This window comes from Rhodanobacter sp. KK11 (genome assembly GCF_033345435.1).
Lineage (GTDB): Bacteria > Pseudomonadota > Gammaproteobacteria > Xanthomonadales > Rhodanobacteraceae > Rhodanobacter.
Genome location: NZ_JAWPMI010000002.1, coordinates 298,012 through 316,363, shown reverse-complemented (window position 1 = coordinate 316,363; position 18,352 = coordinate 298,012). Strand labels below are relative to the sequence as shown.

Genomic DNA, 18,352 nt, shown 5'->3' with positions numbered 1-18,352 from the left:
CACGGCGTTTGCACACCGGCTGTTCGTACCCTGTCCGCGGGAATGACAGAATGGCAAGGCGAATGTGCCCTCCCCCCGCGACATTCATCGACCATCGGAGACATGGCAGATGACCCACCTTTCGGCCCGCCGGCACCGGCATGCCGTCCGCACCGCCACCTTCCTCCCGCTGGCGCTGGCCAGCGGCCTGGCCTGCGCCCGGCAGTCGCCCGCGCTCGATCGGGTCAGCATCTGGCTGGGCGGCTACGACGCGCATGTCGACACCACCATCGGCGCCAGCGACAAGAGCGGTCGGTACAGCGGCAATTTCAACCTGGAGAAGGACCTCGACTTCAGCCACCACAAGCGTGTGCCGCGCGCGCGGCTGGATTTCCTGATCGGTGACAGCCAGGGCTTCTCACTGGACTACCACAGTGTCAACCGCTCGCGCAGCAAAAGCCTGACGCGGGACATCAGCTACGCCGGCAACGACTACCACGCCGACGCCGCCGTCCACGGCAAGCTGAACTTCGATTTCGGCAGCGCGTCGTACCGCTGGTGGATCGGCCACGGCGACGACGTGTTCGGCCTGGGCCTGGGTGGGGCCTATTACCGCGTGCACGCCGGCATCAGCGGCGAGGCCAGCGTCAACGGCATGCCGGTCGGACAAGCCTCCTCCCGCACCAGCGACGGCGTCTGGGCACCGATGCTGCAGCTCGGCTGGCGGCATGCGTTCAACGAGCGGTGGCGGCTGTACGTCGACGCGGCCGGCGTGAGGAAAAACGGCGGCCGCCTCAGCGGCCACATCGTCAACGCCGCATTGGGCGTGGAATGGTTCCCGTGGCAGAACGCGGGCTTCGGCGCCGAATACGGCTACAGCCGCGTGGTGCTGCACCAGCGCAAGCACACCTACAGCGCCGACCTCGACATGAAGCTCGATGGCCCGTCGCTGTTCGCGCGGTTCCGCTTCTGACGCTTAAGCACTTCGTAAGCGGATCCACGGATAATCCCCCCCGAGTCGGGCCGTCTGCGCCGCGACGCGGAGGAGCCTGTCCGTGCACATCATCCTGGTCGAGGACGATCCCCAGCTCGGCGCGGCGATCCAGCGCGCGCTGGAGCGCCTCGCCTACACGGTGAGCTGGCTGCGCGACGGCCGCGCGGCGCTGCTTGCGCTGCGCGACGAGACCGCCGACCTGGTGCTGCTCGACCTCGGCCTGCCCGGCAAGGACGGGCTCGACGTGCTGCTCGAGGCCCGCCGCACGCACATCCGGACCCCGGTGATCGTGATGACCGCGCGCGACGGGCTGGACGACCGCGTGCGCGGCCTCGACGCCGGCGCCGACGACTACCTGGTGAAACCGTTTCACCTGGACGAACTGGCCGCGCGCATCCGCTCGCTGACCCGGCGCGCGCAGGGCCTGGCCGCGAACCGCATCGAGGCCGGCGCGCTGAGCCTCGACCTCGGCACCTCCGAGGTAAGCTTCCGCGGCGCGCCGGTGGAGCTGACCAAGCGCGAATTCGCCCTGCTGCAGATCCTGATGGAACGCGCCGGCCGGCTGGTGCGCCGGGAAAATCTGGAGAACTCGCTGTACGGCCTCGACAACATGGTCGGCTCCAGCGCACTGGAGGTGCTGGTGCACACCCTGCGCCGCAAGCTGAGCTACGACACCATCCGCACCGTGCGCGGCTTCGGCTACATGATCCCGCGGGAGCCGACGTGAAGCCGGCGAGCCTGCACGGCCGGCTGCGCTGGCTGATCATCGTGGTGCTCGCCGCGGTGCTGCTGCCGCTGGGCGTACTCAGCTTCCATCGCACCCTCACCGAGGTGGACGAGCTGTCCGACGGACGGCTGGCGCAGTCGGCGCGCACGCTGCAGGTGCTGATCGGGCATGCCGACCTCGAGGCCCTGCAGGCGCGCGGCAGTGCCGGCACGCTGGTGGTGCCGATCGAGGCCGCCCACCCGAAGTTGCATGACCACACCTACGAGTCCGAAGTCGGCTTCCAGATCTTCGATCGCACGGGGCGCCTGCTGCTGGCCACCGCCAACCTCGCCACATTGCCGCCGCCGGGCGCCGCCGATGCGGATTTCCGCGACCTGCAACAGGGGCGCTACCGCTGGCGCGTGTTCACCCTGCATGACGAGGCAGACGGCATGGTGATCCGCACCGGCGAGCGCTACGACAGCCGCCACGACATCACCCATGCCCTGTGGCTGGAACACAGCCTGCCGCTGCTGGTCGGTCTGCCGCTGTTGGCCCTGCTGGTGGGCTGGGCGGTACGCCGCGGCCTGCGCCCGCTCGAGGCGTTGACCCGCGCGCTGTCGTCGCGCGAACCGGGCAGCCGCGAACCGGTGCGGCTGCGCGACGCGCCACTGGAGTTGCAGCCGGTGCTGGCGGCGCTGAACGAACAGCTCGCCCGGCTGGAGGATGCGCTGGAACGCGAGCACCGCTTCAGCGCCGACGTGGCGCACGAACTGCGCACGCCGCTGGCTTCGGCCATGATCAACCTCGAGAACGCGATGGCCACCACCGATCGGGCCGGGCTGGACGTCGCGCTCGGCAGCGCGCAGCACGTTATCGCCGGACTGGCCCGACGGATCGAGCAACTGCTGGCACTGGCCCGGCTGGAGGCCGGCGCGGCGGCGGGCCAGCGCACGCGCGTCGACCTGGCCGTCGTCGCCACGACCGTGCTCGAGGAACTCGCGCCGGTGATCGCCGAGAGCGGCGTCGAGCTGAGCGTGGCGCGGCTGACGCCGCAACTGGTGGTGCACGGCTACGAGGCGGCGCTGGCGGCGCTGCTGCGCAACCTGCTGGAAAACGCGCTGCGCCACGTGCCCGCCGGCGGGCAGGTGCAGCTGTCGATCGAACCGGGCGAGCGCGCGGCGCTGATCGACGTCATCGACGACGGCCCCGGCATCCCGGCGGAGCGCCGCGCCAGCGTATTCGCCCGCTTCCACCGCGAAGCCGGCAGCCGCGGCGACGGCTTCGGGCTGGGCCTGTCGATCGTGCAGCGCGCCGCGCAGCTGCACGACGCCGGCATCGAGTTGCTCGACTCGCCCTACGGCAGCGGCCTGCGCGTACGCGTCACGATCCCGCTGCGATCCTGAACTTCATCAAGGCCGCCCGACGGTCAGGACGGCAAAGCTGTCCGGCTCGATCGTGCGGCGGCCATTGGCCTGCCGGGTCGCGCCCAGCTGCGCCGCCGAGAGATACAGCCGGTGCAGCTTCGGATCGAGCGTGAGCGTGCGCGCGCTGACCTGGGTGGGGATGGTCGCGGTCACGCGGTAGTGGTCCGGATCGTCCTCGTGCACCGCGGTAAGCGTGCCGCTCTCGCCGTTGGCGCTGTAGATCATCGCCTCGGCCGCGTCGAACACCACGCCGTCCGGGCCGTCGCCAATCGGCACGTCGGCCACGTGGTGGCCATCGCGCGCATCGAGCACGGCCATCGTGCGGTTGTCGCACACCGAGAACAGGCGATGGTGCGGGTGGTCGAGCGCCAGCCCGCTCGGCGATGCGCACGGCGTCAGCGGCCAGGTCTGCAGCAGCTTGCCGTGGAGCGAATCGAGCTGGACCAGCTCGGACTTGTCCTCGATGTTCACGTAGACGTGGCCGGCGCCATCGGCCACCGCGAACTCCGGCTTGCCCGGCAGCGCGATGCTGCCGACTACCGTGTTCTTCGCCGGGTCGATCACGCTGGCGCTGGTGCTTCTGCCGTTGAAGGTCAGCACGTGGTGCGAGGCGCTGTCGTACAGGATCGCATCGGGATTCCGGCCGGTGCCGGTGATCGTCGCCACGGTCTGCAGCGAAGCCAGGTCGAACACGGTCACCGAGTCGCTCCTGCCGTCACTGACGAAACCGCGCTGCAGGTCATCGGCCAGCGCAATACCGTGCACGCCGGCGGTGCCGGCGATCGTGCCGATCTGCTTGCCGGCATCGACGTCGATCACCAGCACGCGGTCGCCGCGGCTGACGAACAGGCGGCGGCTGGGCGCATCGAAGGCCAGATAGTCCCAACCGCCCGGGCCGCCCAGCGCCAGTCGCGAAAGCAGGCGGGGAACCGGCGGCGACGCGGCGGTCGCGGCGGCCGGCGAAAGCATCGCCAGCGCCAGCAGCGCGGCGGGCAGCCGTTTGCGGATCAGTCGTGACATGGCGGCACCTCGGGCGGCTGGAGTGGTCGACCCAGCATGCGAGCGCCGACTTACGCCAGCCTTAGCCCGCCGCCTTTTGTATGTCGCGACGGCGCAACAGCGCATACAGCACCGGCATCACCAACAAGACCAACGGCACCTGCACCAGCAGGCCGGCGATGATCGCCACCGCCAGCGGCTGCTGCATCTGCGAGCCCCCGCCGAGCGCCAGCGCCAGCGGCAGCAGGGTGAGCATCGCGGCCAGCGTGGACATCAGGATCGGCCGCGTGCGGTGCCGGCCGGCTTCGTGCAGCGCCTCGTGCAACGGCAGGCCGGCGGCGGCCTGTTCGAGTTCGGAGAAGTAGAAGATCGCCACTTCGGTGACGATGCCGACGATCATCGTCATGCCCATCATCGCCGAGATGTTGAGCTCGATGCCGGTCAGCCACAGCCCGGCGAACACCGCCGGAATCGCCAGCAACGGCATCGCCAGGATCACCAGCGCCACCCGGAAACTCTCGTACAGGAACAGCAGCAGGGTGAACACCAGCGCGATCGCCGCCAGCAGCACGATGCTGAGGCCGCGGAACGCCTGCTGCTGTTGCTGGTACAGGCCACCGAGCTGGTAGTACATGCCCTTGGGCAGCAGGCCGGGCCGGGCCAGCGCGCGCTTGACGTCGGCGATGGTGGCACCGAGGCTGCGCCCGCTGATGCGCCCGGTCACCGCGACCATCCGTTTCAGGTTGTCGCGGGTGATCTGCGGCTGGCCCTGCACCTGTTGCAGCGTGGCCACCCGCGACAGCGGCAGCAGGTGGCCGTCGCCGGCGCGGATCGGCAAGGCGGCGACCTGTTCCAGCCGCTGGTGCGTCGCGGTCGGCAGGCGCACGCGCACGCCCACCAGCTTGCCGTCGGTGGGAAGTTGCGCGGCCACGGTGCCGTCGATCGCCGCCGCCACCTGGTCGGCGACACTGGCCGGGTCGAGCCCTTCCAGCGCGGCCTTGGCTGGATCGACCTGCACGGTCAGCGCGTCGCCGGCCGGGTTGATGCCATTGCGCACGCCGACCACCCCGCCGATCCGCCCGACCGCCGCGGCGACCTTGCCGGCGGTGGCAGAAAGCTGGGTCGGGTCGTCGCCGTACAGCTGGATTTCGATCGGCTGCGGCACCGCCACCAGGTCGCCGATCAGGTCCTCCATCAGCTGCGACAGCTCGATGTCCAGCCCCGGCACGCGCTGCTCCACCTCCTCGCGTACCTGCGCCATCACCGCCTCGGTATCGGGGCGCGAGCCGCTTTTCAGGCGCACGAAGAAGTCGCCCTGGTTCGCCTCGGTGAGGCCACCGCCGAGCTGCAGGCCGGTGCGCCGCGAGTAGGTGTCCACGTAGGGGTTCGCGCGGATGATCGCCTCGACCTGGCGCAGCAGCCGGTCGGTTTCCTGCAGCGAGGTGCCTGGCGGCGACAGGTAGTCGAGGATGAAGCCGCCCTCGTCCATCTGCGGCATGAAACCGGTGCCGACGCGGGTGAAGGCGAGGCCACCGACAAGCAGCAACGGCACGATCAGCAGCAGCACCAGCAACGGCCGCCGCAGCCAGCGCTGCAGGATGCTCTGATAACCCTGCATCATGCGCCGGGTGAAACGGCCCGGCGGATGCTCGGCACGATGACGCTCATCAAGGAAACGCTCCGCCAGCAGCGGCACCGCGATCCAGGTCAGCAGGTAGGAAATCACCAGCGCGCTGGCCATGGTCAGCGACAGCGCCTTGAAGAACGCGCCGGTAACACCGGACAGAAATGCCAGCGGCAGGAAGATCACCACGGTGGCGGCACTGGAACCGGTCAGCGGGCGGGTGAACTCCCATGCGGCGCCGGCGATCCGTTCGTGCACTTCGCCCTCGCCCTGGTTGAGCCGGCGGATGATGTGTTCGAGCATCACGATCACGTCGTCGATGATCAAGCCGACCGCCGCGGCCATGCCGCCCAGCGTCATCATGTTGAAGCTCATGCCGAGCACGAACAGCAGCAGCACGGTGATCGCCAGCACCGCCGGCACCACGATCAGCGCGACCAGGATCACCCGCGTGTTGCGCAGGAACACGAACAGCACCAGTCCGGCCAGCAGCACGCCGATCAGGATCGCATCGCGCACGCTGGCCGCCGCGCCGGCCACCAGCTGGGTCTGGTCGTACCAGTTGGCGATGCGCACGCCGGCCGGCATCTGCGGCGCATAGTCGGCCAGCCGCTGCTTCACTTCCCCGGCGATCTGCACGCTGTTGCCGTCGGGCTGCTGGTAGACCTGCAGCAGCACCGCGTCCTGGCCATCGGCGTTGACGCGGATCCACTGCGGCACGTGGTCGAGGCTGAGCGCGGCCACATCGCCCAACCGCACCGCGCCGCCGGGGCCGGCGCGCAGCACGATGTCGCGCAACGCGGCGAGCGTCTTCGGCTGGTTGTCGGCCAGCAGCAGGTACAACTTGTAGTGATCGGCGACGCGGCCCATCGCCTGGATCGTCGCCGCGTGGCCGACCGCCGTGGCCACGTCGGCCAGGTTCAGTTGCAGCGCGCGCAGCTTGCCCGGATCAACGTCGGCGTGGAACTCGGCCACCTCGCCGCCCTGCACCTGGACCTGGGCCACACCGCCGATGCCGCTCAGCAACGGACGCAGCTGGTACTCGGCCAGGTCGTGCAGTGCAGCCGGCGATTGCGTGTGCGAGCGCAGGCTGTAGGCCAGCACCGGGAACGTGGTGGGATCCATCCGCCGCGTGCTCAGCGCTGTGCCGGCCGGCAGCTGCGGCAGGATCTGCCCGGCCGCCGCATTCACTTCCTGCAGCGCCGCAGCCATGTCCGCGCCCCAGTCGAAGGTCACCGCCACCTCGGCGCTGCCGCGGCTGGTGGTGGAGCGCACGTCGCGCACGCCGCGCACGTGGCGGATCGCCTCCTCCACCGGCGTGGTCACCTCGATCGCCATCTGATCGGCCGGGCGGTCGCCCGCATCCAGCGACACCTGCACGCGCGGAAACGCCACGTTGGGAAACAGCGCCACCGGCATCCGCAGCGCACTGGCGATGCCGCCGATCGCCAGCATCAGGGCGAGGAACAGCAGCGAACGCCGATGCCGCTGCATCCATGCGGTGACGCTCACCGGGCGGACTCCCGCACCGCATCGCCATCGGCCAGTTCGTAGGCGCCGAGCACGATCACCTTCGCCTGCGCATCGAGCGGGCCCTGCACGCCGACGGGATCGCCCGCCGGGCTGCGCAGGGTCACGGCGATGCGTTTGGCGTGGCCGTGCTCAAGCTCGAACAGGTAATCACCGTGTTCGTCGTGCAACACCGCCGCGCGCGGTACGGCCCACGCGCTGAAATCGGCGGTGCGGATCTGCGCCTCCAGCGCGGCGCCAGCGACCAGCGCGGCGCCGGCTTCGGCCGGCAGTTCGACCTGCGCGCCGAGCAGATGGGTCTGCGGGTCGATCGACTGGCCGATCATGCGCAACGTGCCCACGAAAGCGGACTGGTCGCCATACACGCTGCGCAGCTGCACCGGCATGCCGGCATGCAGCTTCGCGCCGTCTTCCGGCTGCACGCCGAGCTGTGCGACCAGTGCATGCGCCGGGGTGAAACTCAGCAATGGCGCGTTCGCGGCGAAGCGCTCGCCTAGGCCCACGCTGAGGGCGTTGACCACGCCATCGGCCGGCGCGCCGACGGTTTCCTGCGCGCTGCCGCCGCCGAGCGCGCGCTGCGCCCCCAGCGCGGCCTGCGCGTCGGCCAACGCCTTGCGCGCGGTCGCCAATTGCGACTGCGTGGCCAGTCGTTGCGCCGCCAGCTGTTCGGTACGCTGGAGTTCGCCGCGGGCCAGCTCCAGCGCACTCTGCGCTTGCTGGTACGCGTTGCGCGCGGCCGGATCGGGGGCGATCGTCAGCAGCGGCTGTCCGCGCCGCACGCTCTGCCCGGCCGCCACGCTCAGCGCCACGATCTGGCCGCCATGCGCGAGGCTGACCGCGCGAGCATGCTGCGGATCGCCCGCGGCGCTGCCCCAGGCCTCGACGGTGTCGTGGAAGGTCCGCTGCACCGGCGTGGCGGTGGTCACCGCCACCTGGCCCTTGGCCGCCGCCGCTTCTTCGTCATCGGCGGCACCGTGGCTGCACGCGGCCAGCAGCAGGCACAACAGCGGCAGGAGCAGCGATCGGTTCATGGCGTGGGCGCCTGCGTGGAAACGGGATGGGTGGCGATGTCGACATCGGTGTTTCCGAGCAGCGCTTCCAGCGCGATCGACTGGGTGGCCTGCTGCTGTTGCACGGCGAGCAGGTCGAGGTCGGCAGCCAGCGACCGGCTGCGGATCGCCAGCCAGGTCGGCCAGTCCAGCAGGCCTTGCTGCCACGCCGGTTCGGCGGCGCGGCGGGCCTCGGCCAGCTGCCTTGCGTGGGCGGTCAAGGTGTCGCGTTGCCGATCCAGCGTGGCGAGATCGGCGGCGAGCCGCTGCATGTCGCTGCGCGTGGTCAGCACGCGTGAGGCGTAGTCGTCCTTCAACTGCTGCCGGGTCGCCCGCTCGATCGCGATGTTGCCGCGGTTGCGGTCGAACAGCGGCAGCGTGATGCCGACGCTGAAGCCGTGGGTGTAGATGGCGCTGGTGTCGCGCGCGCTGTTGAAGCCGATGGTCAACGCGGGAAACTGCGCCCGCACCGCGCCGCGCAGTTTGGCTTCCTGCGCTTGATAGCCTGCCTGCAGCGCCAGCAGATCGGGGCGCCGGCGCGGCAGGTCGGCCAGTGCCTGCTGCAACTGCGCCGCAGTGGGCGCGACCTGGTACGGCGCGCCGACCAGCTCCAGCGGTGCGGTCGGCGCCAGCCCGAGCAGCACATGCAGGTCGCTGTCGGCCTGGTGCAGGGCGACCGCGTTGTCGGCCTGCTGCTTGCGCACGTCCGCGGCGGCGTTGAGGCCGGCGCTGGCGCTGTCGTAGGTGAGGTTGCCGGCGTCCAGCGCCGCCTGCACGTAGGGCGTGACCTGCTCCAGCGCCGCCTGCTCGCTGGCCAGCCGCGCCTGTTGCGCGCGCAGGTTCAGCACTTGGCCGAACAACAAGCGCGCCTGCGCCACGGTCTGCCACTCCGCCCACAACAGCTCGAGGTTCACCTGACCGGCTTGGCTGCGCGCCGCCGCCTGGCGCGACGAGCGCGTCAGCAGGGCGCCGATGTCTTCGCTGAGGCCGAGATTGAACGCCGTAGTCAGGCCACCGCCGGAGTGCTGCGGAAAATCCTCGCCCAGGCTCAGCTGCGGATCGGGCAGCAGCCCGGCCGCGAAGGCCTGCGCGCGGGCCACGCCCAGCTCGTCGCGCTTGAGCTTCAACGCCGGGCTGTTCGCCACCGCCAGCATCGCCGTCTCGGTCACATCCAGCCCGTCGGCGGGATCGAAGCGATGCGTTGCCAGCGACGGCAGCGGCATTTCGCTGGAGGGCACGGTCAGCTGCCTCACGTCGGCCGCGCCCTCACCCTGGTCCAGCGGCAACGGCGCATAGCTGGCGCAACCGGACACGAGCAACGCGACGGCGACGGCGACGGCGCACACCGTGCGCAGGCCGCGGCTTGTCGAGGAGAAACATCGCTGGCGGCCCGCATCGCGCATGCCGCCATTCTGGAAGCCGCTGCTTAGTTCTTTCTTAAGCGGACCCGGCACGGCAGGGCGGGCGTGGCCCGCCGGCTTCCGCTTCGCGCGTGACCGAACAGCGGCGGGCCGTGCCCGCCCTACTGGCGCCCGCCGTCACGCCGACGGGCCGACCACGCGCAGCGTGAGGGTGGCGAAGGCGCCGTCGCGGGCGAGCGCGGTGATGCGGTAGTCGCCGGCCTGCGGCAGGCTGATCGCGATCGCGGCATCGGCTTCGCTGCTGCCCTGCAGGCGGCCGTTGAGCAGCCATTGCACGCCGGACTGCGCGCCCAGTGCGCGCAAGGTCACGCGCAGCGGCTTGTCGCTGTTCGGCGCGCGGCGCAGGGTGGCGCCGTCGCCGAGGCCGCTGATGCGGATCGGGCTGGCGCGGTCCAGCGAGTCGGCGGCGCAGCCGGGCGCGAGCGGTGGCAGCGCGGAGCGGGCGCGGTCGTCCACGCTCAGCCACGGCGTGGCCAGCGCGGGCCAGCGCACCAGCTGGATGGTGTGCTCGTGGCGGGCGTGGCAGGCACCGCTGAGGCGCCGGCCCTTGGCGTCGACACGCAAGGTGAGCAGGCCGGACGACCACGCGCCGAGGTCGCGTTCGGCAAACGTGGGCGGCAGTGCGTCGTCGAGCACCCAGGCCGTGCGGCGCTGCCGACACAGCGCGGGATCGGTGGCGGCGACCGCGCCGCCGAGCGGCCAGCAGATGCCGACCGACTTCACGCTGGCCGGCTGCGCCCGCGCGTGGCCACCGCGCGCGGGCAGCATGTCGACGATCTGGAACAGCAGCGGCAGCGCGGTCACCGCGCCGTACTGACCAGGCGACGGCGTGCCGTCCGGGCGGCCGATCCACACGCCGATCGTCCAGCGGTCGGTGACGCCGATCGACCAGGCGTCGCGGTAGCCGTAGCTGGTGCCGGTCTTCCACGCCACCGTGGCGTGCCGGTTGATCGCGCCGGCGAGCGGGCCGCCTTCGACGTCGGCCGGGTTGCTGGCGAGGATGTCGCGGATGATCCACGCCGCGCCGGGCGACAACAGCCGGCGTGGACGCGCGGGTTGTTCCGTGGTGTAGCGCGGCGTGCCGGCGAGGCCGCCGTTGGCGAACGCGGTGTACGCGCCGACCAGGTTTTCCAATCGCGTGGAGGCGCCGCCGAGAATGATCGACAGGTTCGGTTGCGCACCCGCGGGCAGGCCGAGGTCGACGCCGCCGTTGGCCAGCCGCGCCACGAAGCGGTTCGGCCCGAGCCGATCCAGCACGTCCACCGCCGGCACGTTGAGCGAGCGCTGCAGCGCCTCGGCGGCGCTGACCGGGCCGGAGAACGCCTCATCGAAATTGCCCGGCTTGTAGCCGCCGAAGTCCTGCGGCGCGTCGACCAGCAGGCTCTGCGAGTGGATCAGGCCGTCGTCCAGCGCCAGGCCGTACAGGAACGGCTTCAACGTCGAGCCGGGCGAGCGCGGCGCGTTCACCATGTCGATGTAGCCATGCCGCTGCGGATCGGCGAAGTCGCTGGTGCCGACGTAGATGCGCGCCTCCAGCGTGGCGTTGTCGACCACCAGCAGCGCTGCCGAGGTGTGTGCCGGCAGGCGCGACAGGTACGCGCTGACCCGATCCTCGGCGGCACGCTGCAGGTTTGCGTCGATGGTGCTGGTGATGCGTCGCGCCTGCGGTTGCTGCCGGTGCAGGCGTTCGGCCAGCAAGGCCGCGGACAGCGGCGCGCGCAGCGAGCGCGCCACCACCGGCTCGATCGCCGCGTCGCGCACTTCCGCCGCGCTCCACACCCCAAGATCGCGCATGCGCTTGAGTACCTTGTCGCGCGCCGCGCGCGCCGCCTCGGGACGGCGATCCGGGCGCAGCCGGCTGGGCGATTGCGGCAGTACCGCGAGCAGCGCCGCCTCGGCATGCGACAGCCGCGTCGCCGGCTTGCCCAGGTACGCCCACGAGGCTGCCTCGACGCCCTCGATCGGGCCGCCGAACGGCGCGTGGTTGAGGTACAGGTCGAGGATCTGCGCCTTGCTCAGGTGCGCTTCCAGCTGCAGCGCGCGCAGGATCTGCACCAGCTTGCCGCGGAACGTGTGCGGGATCGGTTCGATGATCCGCGCCACCTGCATGGTCAGCGTGGAGCCGCCCGAGACGATGCGGCCATGGCGCAGCCCACCGGCGAGACCGCGCAGCAGGGCGTACGGGTTCACGCCGGGGTGGCGGTAGAACTGGCGGTCCTCATAAGTCAGCAGCGCTTTCAGGTACAGCGGCGAGACCTGTTTCGCGCTGGTCGGGTAGCGCCACACGCCATCGCTGTCAGCAAACGCGCGCAGCGGCGTGCCATCGCGCGCCAGCACCACCGTGCTGCCGGTGTCGGGCGCGGGCAGGCGCAACGGGAACAGGCGGTCGAGGGCGACGGCAGCGAGCAGCAGCACGCCGACGGCGATGAAGATCGCGCGCAGCCAGCGCCACGCGCGGGAGCGACGCGTGGAAGGGGACGGCTTGGCGGAAGTGGTCACAGTCATGATGTCTGGCTCCCTCCCCTGCAACGCAGGGGAGGGCTGGGGTGGGGTGCTCTTCATCACGTCGAAGCGAAGGTCAAAAGCTTTACCCCCTCCCCACCTCCCCCTGCGAGCAGGGGGAGGAGCAAAGCACAGCTACGGCTCGACCACGGTGAGCTTCGCCGGCTCGACCTTGCCGATGCCGCGCACCGCCGGGCGGTACATGTCCTCCACCAGCGGCGGCGGCACGGTGTACGTGCCCGGCGTCACCGCGCGCACAAGGTAGAACACGCGGGCCTTGTCGCCACGGCTGAGGTTGAGGGCGGCGGCGTAGCGGTCGTCGCGGTATTCCTCGTGCACGATCTGCGCGGCGGCGGCGTGCTGGTCCAGCTCGATGCCGTCGATCACCACGCCGGACCACGATTGCGCGCCACCGAGGTTGAGGTTCTCCACCTCCAGCCCGCCGGGCAGCAGGTCGGTGACCAGCGCGTCGGGGATGTCCATGCATGCCTCGATCTCCAACTCGACGATCAGCGTGTCGCCTTCCTTCAACTGGCTGCCGCTCCACGGCTTGCCGTCGGTGGTGAACCAGCTGCGGCGCACGTCGATCTGGCTGGCGTCGGCCGCAGGCGCCTGCTGCGGAATGCCGGCCACGTCGAGCGTGGCGAAGATTGCCGCGTCGCTGGTCGGCTGCACGCTGACGCCGGCCACAAGATCGGCGGCGGTGAGTTCACGGCTCCACACGCGGCTGTCCGGTGCGGTCTCGGCCTTGCCGGCCACGGTCATGGTGGCGGCCAGCGGCGCGTTGCTCTTCGCGTCGAACGCGCGTGCCACGCGGGCGATCGCCGCCTGCTCCTGCGTGCTCAGGTACGACCACGACCAGCGGTAGTCGGCGAATTCCTGCTGCCGCTGGCGCACGTTCGCAGTGGCGTTGCGCGCCCAGTCGACCAGCTTGGCGTCGTAGGCGGGCTTGTTCATGCCATAGGTGTGGGTGAGCGCCACCATCAGCGCAAGGTCGCGCAGCTCCGAGCCGTAGTCGCCGACGTACCACGGGCGTTCCTTGCTCCAGGCGAATGCCTCGTCGACGGCTTTCTGCGCGCGCTCGGTGTCGCCCATCAGCTTCAGCGCGATGCCCAGATGCACCAGCGGCAGCGGCGCGACCAGCTTCTGCCGTTCGTTGTCGAAGATCGCGCGCAGGGTGCCCAGCGGCGCGCGGTTGACCCGGGCCAGCACGAAACCGGAGTACGCCTCGTCGGCCAGGCGCAGATGGTCGTGGTGCTCGTAGCTGTAGTACGGATGGCCGCCGGCGAGCAGGTCGTCATTGAGCCGCTGCAGCGATTTCTGCAGCACGTCCTGCGGCACCGCAAAGCCGGCGTCGCGCGCGTCCAGCATGAAGTCGACCACGTACGGGGTGGTGAAGGTCTGGATCGGACTGCTGCCGCCCCAGAAGCTGAAGTGGCCGTTGCTGGCCTGGAACGAGGCGATCCGCGACAGCGCGCCGTCCACCGCGGCCTGGCGCACGGCGTCGCTCATCACCTGGGCGCCCAGTGCCTTGGCCGTCTGGCCGTCCAGGATCAAGGCGGCGTAACCCTTGCTGGTGGTCTGCTCGATGCAGCCGTACGGGTAGCGCAGCATGTCGCGCAGCGCGGCCGCGTAGGGCAGCGGCGGCAAGGTGCTCAGGGTGATCCGCGCGTTCACCGTGGCCGGCAGCAGGCCGGCGATCGCGGCGGCGCCGAAGCGCTCGCCCTTGCCGGCTTCCAGCGCCATGGGCGTGGTGCTCACGGTTTCCGGCCAGGCCGGGCGCACGGCAAATTCGAAGTGGCGATCCACGCGGTAATCGTTGAGTTCGGCGTGGATGTCCACCGTCGCCACCGCCGCGCCCGCCTGCGCCGTCACCGGCAGGTGCAGCGTGGTGCCGGCACCGTCCTTCAGCGGTACGCTCTGGGTGGCCTTGTCGATCGTGATCAGGCCGCCGCCCTTGACGCCCACTTTCGCGGTGCCGTCCTTGCCGGACAGGTTCTTCAGATCCAGGCTGATCATCGCCTTGTCACCGGCCGCCATCACCCGCGGCGTGCTCGGCTCGACCACCAGCGGCGCGCGCACGGTGACCGCGCCGTCGGCGTTGCCGTAGCGGCTGTCGGTGTACGCCAGCGCGGCCAGGCGCAGGCTGCCGTTGAAGTCGGGCACGTCGACGCGCAGCGTGGCCCTGCCCTGCGCGTCGAACGCCACCGGCGCGGCGAACAGGTCGACGATCTGCACCTTCGGGTTGAGCCGGGTGGCCTTGGGCAGCGCCGCACCGCTCATGTCGCCGCCGTAGCGCAGCTTGGCCTCGGCGCCGTCCATCGCCTCGATGAGGCGGCTGTACAGATCGTACGCATCCACACTCAACGCACGTTTGGCGAACAGCCACGCCCACGCATCGGGTACCGGATAGTTGGTGATGTTGAGCACGCCCTGGTCGACCGCGGACAGCGTGACGAACGCCTTCTGCCCGGCCAGACCAGTGGCCTGCACGCTGACCTCGAGCGGGTTGCCCGGGCGCATCAGCGCGGGCGCGTCGAGCTTGAGCGGGATGCGCCGGTCGTTGCGGTCCATCGCCACGTATTCCACGCCCAGCGCGCGCGCCGGGGTGGTGTGCTCGGCCGCTTCGCCGCCGCGGAACACCAGCGCCGACACGTAGACGTCGTGGCGTTCCCATTCCTTGGTGACCGGGATCTCGAAGGTGGCGCCGGCTTTCGCGTCGATGTTCTTCGTGTAGAGCAGATGATCCGATTCCACCAGCAGCACGCCAGGGCCGGGCTGCGGCGGCGTCACCGTGACTTTCAGGGTGTCGCCGGCGCGGTAGCGCGCCTTGTCCAGCTGCAGCTTGACCTTGTCCGGGCGCGCCTCCTTGCCCAGGTTCTCGTCGTCCCAGCTGTAGCCGGCGAAGAACGGGAACACCGTGGTGAGTTTCGTGGCCGGGTCGTACACCTCCACGCGATAGCTGCCCCACTGCACCGGAAACTCGACCTTCGCCGACTTGCCGGCGGCGACGTCGATGTCCTTTTCGTCGATCAGCTGCAGGCGCTGGTTCGCATTGGATTGCCAGCCGCCATCGCGCTCGTACAGCCAGTAGAAATCGCGCAGTTCGCGCTGCAGGCGCACCTTGAGATGCGCGCCGGCGACCAGTTCGCCACTCGCATTCGCCCGCACGATCTCGAAGCCGGCCGGCGCCTCGCTCTCCGCACCCTGCTTCGGGTCGAACAGCGGGCGCACGCCGACCAGCGCCTCGGCCGGCCAGTAGGTGCGCTTGAGCAGCCGGGTCACCGCGCGGCCGCCGCTTTCGTACACGCTGCCGGACAGGGTCACCGCCAGCGGCGCGACCGGCTTCACGTCGTCGGGCAGTGCCACGTCCTGCTCCAGCACGCCTTGCGCATCGAGCTTGGTGTCGACCACGTCGGCGGCGCTCTTCGGCAGCTCGACCAGAGGATTGCCGAAGAAGGTGTCCTTCATCGCCGCCAGCGGATGCACCTCCGGCGCCACCAGCAGTTTCGCGGTGAAGCGATTGCCGTCGGCCGGCGCGCCGTACAGGTAGCTGGAGGCGACTTTCAGCTGAAGCGGCTCGCCCGGCGCCAGCCGCGATTGCGGGCTGGACAGCTCGACCTTGAGCCGCTCGGGCAGGAACTCCTCGACGTGGAACGGGAACGCCTGCACGGTCTCCTTGCTGGCGGGATCGAGGCGAAACTCCAGCTGCCACAGCCCGGTCGGCGCGTCGGCGGGGATCGCCTGGCTCAGCTCGAAATAGTTCAGCGGCTGCGGCTCCAGCCGCTTTTCCACCAGGGTGCGACCGTCCGGCTGCTTCACCCGCACGAACAGCGACTGCGCCTTCATCGGCTTGCCGTCGTCGTCGCGCAGCAGCGCCGAGGCGCGCAGTGTCTCGCCGGGGCGGTACAGGTCGCGGCCGGACCAGGCGTACACCTCGAACGGCGCCTGCTTGCGGCCGCTGATGTCGAAGTTGGACACGTCCAGCGCCGGCCGGTTGAACGGCAGCACCGAGACGTCCTTGCCGTGCCGCGCGACCAGCACGTCGGCGGCCTTGACCTGGTACGCGAGCAGCGCATTGCCGTCGGCGCCAGTCGTGGCCTTGAGCTTGCTGCGCCCGGCCGCGTCGCGGATTTCGATATTCACCGCATTCACCGGCGTGCCGTCGCGCAGCGAGGCGACGTGCAGCAGCACGTTGTCGCGATACACGCGCAGGTGCAGGCCGAGGTCGCTGACGAAGAAGGTGGCGGTGTCGTAGCCGTCCCTGAAGCTGCCGCCGGCCTTGACCACCGCCATGTAGACGCCGGGCTGCGCCAGCTCCTTGATGTTCTGCACCGGCAGGTAGGTCACGGTGCGCTCGTTCGGCTCGCCGCCCAGTGTGTAGTGGTTGGCATAGACCGAGTCGGCCAGCTGGGTGATCGGCACCCGGCTGCGCCGATCGTCGCCCTGGCCGCAGTTGTTGTAGTAGGCGACGTCGTGGTCGAGCTCGTAGCTGTCGCGGTGGCCGTTGCGCGGATAGCTGCAGAACAGGTCCGACAGCGCGTCCTCGCGCACGCGGAAGAACTCCACGTCGGCGTCGTGCACGTTCATCGACACCAGCGGCAGGCCGCGGGTGCCGCGCGCCGGCAGCACGCTGCCGTGCGAGGCGAAGCCGACCGCCGCCGGCAGGTTGCCGGAGTACACGTCGTGCTTCACTTCGTGGCCGAGGGTGCGGCCGTCGGCGGCGAGCAGGCCGGCCTTCAGCTGCACCGCGTAGCGGGTGTTCGCCTGCACGAACGGGAAGCGCAGCGTCTTGTTGTCGTCGTCGAGGCTCCAGCTGCCGCCGACCACCTCGCCGTTCGGGCCGGTCACCGCGATCAGCGTGTCGAACGCCTGCGCCGAGGCCAGCGTGGCGCTGAAGCGCAGCGTCAGCGCGGTGCGCGAGTCGCTGGTTTGCGAGCTGGCCGAGACCAGCGCGAACTCCGCCTTCGCCGGTGCCGGCGCGGAAGCGCTGCCGGCCGGCGCGCCCTGCAGGGCCGGCTTGCCGTGGTCGGGGCCGCGCTGGCAGGCCGCCAGCAGCAGGCCCAGCAGCAAGCTGATCAGGGCACGCGACAAGACTCGGCGCGAAAGGCACTCGTACGATCGACGCGACATGAAACCTTCTCCCGGCAGGTTTGCACGGGAGTATCGCCGGAATTCATGGCGGCATGGAGGCAGGGATCGGGCGCGCCGCTTCTTTGTGACGTGACGCCGACGCTCAACCCCGCGCCGGCAGCGTCTGCCGGCCCAACCAGTCGCCCAGTTGCATCAGCACCTGGCCGCGCCCCGGTTCGGCTTCGTTGAACAGCTCGTGGTACAGCAGCGAGAAGAAGCGCGTGGTGAGCTGACCCGTCGCGGCGGCCGCGCGGGCGAACGCGCGGCTGCCGGACGGATCGACCAGGGCGTCGCCGTCGGCCACCAGCAGCAGGGTCGGCAACGCCAGCCGGGTGGCGTCGGCGATGCACGCGGCGCCGGCGCGGAAGATGAAGTCGGCCAGCCGCGGGGTGATCCAGCCGTGCCGCAATGGGTCGTTGCGGTAGTCGGCGACCACCTGGCGGTCGTGCGAGAGCTGCTCGAAGTCCAACCCGCTGCGCAAAGGCAGGTTCGGCGCGATGCGGCTGAGCACTCGCGCCAGACGGATCATCCGCGGCGACTCCCAACTGCGCAGCGCGGGCGAGGACAGCAGCAGCGCCGGCGGCGCGACGCGGCCGTCCAGCACCGCGCGCAGCGCGACCAGGCCGCCTAGGCTGTGGCCGAGCAGCAGCGGTGGATGCGACAGGCCGCGGGCATAGTCGCGGTAGACGCTGGCGAGGTCTTCCAGTAGGTCGTCGCCATGGCGCAGGCCGCCGCGGCGGCCCGGCGTCCGGCCGTGACCACGCTGGTCGTAGCCGCGCACGGCGTAGCCGCGCTGGTTGAACCATTGCGCCAGGCGCCGGTAACGGCCGCTGTGTTCGCCCAGCCCGTGCACGAGCAGCACCGCACCACGCGGGGTGGCCAGCGGCCAGTCGCGCAGGAGCAGCGGCTGGCCGTCGGCCATGTGGAGCCAGGCGGTGGGTTCGGTGCCGTCCGCCGGACGGTGGGGTGTTGCCGCTTGCATGGGTGG

At 70.6% G+C, this 18,352-nt stretch carries 10 protein-coding genes; 3 read left to right on the top strand and 7 right to left on the bottom strand.

Translation table 11 applies throughout. The annotated features are described in order from the left end of the window. Positions 1–109: 109 nt before the first annotated feature. The 3 genes from R5H19_RS07780 (at position 110) to R5H19_RS07770 (ending at position 3,085) form a co-directional block, all read left to right on the top strand. Complete coding sequence (locus R5H19_RS07780; protein ID WP_318158423.1) at positions 110–952, top strand: hypothetical protein; 843 nt, start codon at positions 110–112, stop codon at positions 950–952. An 82-nt stretch (positions 953–1,034) separates the two neighbouring features. Then, a complete protein-coding gene (locus tag R5H19_RS07775; RefSeq protein WP_318158422.1) occupies positions 1,035–1,700 on the top strand; it encodes a response regulator in 666 nt (221 codons plus the stop codon). After that, positions 1,697–3,085: an ATP-binding protein gene (locus R5H19_RS07770; RefSeq protein WP_318158421.1), complete on the top strand. Its 1,389-nt coding sequence runs from the start codon at positions 1,697–1,699 to the stop codon at positions 3,083–3,085. The genes R5H19_RS07775 and R5H19_RS07770 overlap by 4 nt, the downstream gene beginning before the upstream one ends. A 6-nt stretch (positions 3,086–3,091) precedes the next feature. Here the strand turns inward: R5H19_RS07770 and R5H19_RS07765 are convergent, their stop codons facing one another. The 7 genes from R5H19_RS07765 to R5H19_RS07735 form a co-directional block, all read right to left on the bottom strand. Next, on the bottom strand, positions 3,092–4,126 hold the full coding sequence (locus R5H19_RS07765) for a YncE family protein (RefSeq protein WP_318158420.1): 1,035 nt from the start codon (positions 4,124–4,126) through the stop codon (positions 3,092–3,094). A gap of 61 nt (positions 4,127–4,187) precedes the next feature. Next, positions 4,188–7,241 (bottom strand): efflux RND transporter permease subunit, encoded by a 3,054-nt coding sequence (locus R5H19_RS07760; RefSeq protein WP_318158419.1) that lies wholly within the window; start codon positions 7,239–7,241, stop codon positions 4,188–4,190. Further along, positions 7,238–8,290 carry an efflux RND transporter periplasmic adaptor subunit gene (locus R5H19_RS07755; RefSeq protein ID WP_318158418.1) on the bottom strand — a complete coding sequence of 351 codons (1,053 nt, stop codon included), beginning with the start codon at positions 8,288–8,290 and terminating at the stop codon, positions 7,238–7,240. Before R5H19_RS07755 ends, R5H19_RS07760 begins: the two co-directional genes overlap by 4 nt. Beyond that, positions 8,287–9,711 (bottom strand): TolC family protein, encoded by a 1,425-nt coding sequence (locus R5H19_RS07750; protein WP_318158417.1) that lies wholly within the window; start codon positions 9,709–9,711, stop codon positions 8,287–8,289. The genes R5H19_RS07755 and R5H19_RS07750 overlap by 4 nt, the downstream gene beginning before the upstream one ends. Before the next feature lie 135 nt (positions 9,712–9,846). Further along, positions 9,847–12,234, bottom strand: coding sequence for a penicillin-binding protein 1C (pbpC, locus tag R5H19_RS07745; RefSeq protein ID WP_318158416.1), 2,388 nt, complete (start codon positions 12,232–12,234; stop codon positions 9,847–9,849). Between the two features lie 132 nt (positions 12,235–12,366). After that, on the bottom strand, positions 12,367–17,364 hold the full coding sequence (locus R5H19_RS07740) for an alpha-2-macroglobulin (protein WP_318158415.1): 4,998 nt from the start codon (positions 17,362–17,364) through the stop codon (positions 12,367–12,369). Between the two features lie 103 nt (positions 17,365–17,467). Further along, positions 17,468–18,346 (bottom strand): lysophospholipase, encoded by an 879-nt coding sequence (locus tag R5H19_RS07735; RefSeq protein WP_318158414.1) that lies wholly within the window; start codon positions 18,344–18,346, stop codon positions 17,468–17,470. Between the last annotated feature and the right edge of the window lie 6 nt (positions 18,347–18,352).

Excerpts from the sequence above, each read along its gene's own strand:
- R5H19_RS07780 (WP_318158423.1), top strand. The coding sequence starts at position 110 with ATGACCCACCTTTCGGCCCGCCGGCACCGGCATGCCGTCCGCACCGCC.
- R5H19_RS07765 (WP_318158420.1), bottom strand. The coding sequence starts at position 4,126 with ATGTCACGACTGATCCGCAAACGGCTGCCCGCCGCGCTGCTGGCGCTG.
- R5H19_RS07755 (WP_318158418.1), bottom strand. The coding sequence starts at position 8,290 with ATGAACCGATCGCTGCTCCTGCCGCTGTTGTGCCTGCTGCTGGCCGCG.
- R5H19_RS07750 (WP_318158417.1), bottom strand. The coding sequence starts at position 9,711 with ATGCGCGATGCGGGCCGCCAGCGATGTTTCTCCTCGACAAGCCGCGGC.
- pbpC (WP_318158416.1), bottom strand. The coding sequence starts at position 12,234 with ATGACTGTGACCACTTCCGCCAAGCCGTCCCCTTCCACGCGTCGCTCC.
- R5H19_RS07740 (WP_318158415.1), bottom strand. The coding sequence starts at position 17,364 with ATGTCGCGTCGATCGTACGAGTGCCTTTCGCGCCGAGTCTTGTCGCGT.
- R5H19_RS07735 (WP_318158414.1), bottom strand. The coding sequence starts at position 18,346 with ATGCAAGCGGCAACACCCCACCGTCCGGCGGACGGCACCGAACCCACC.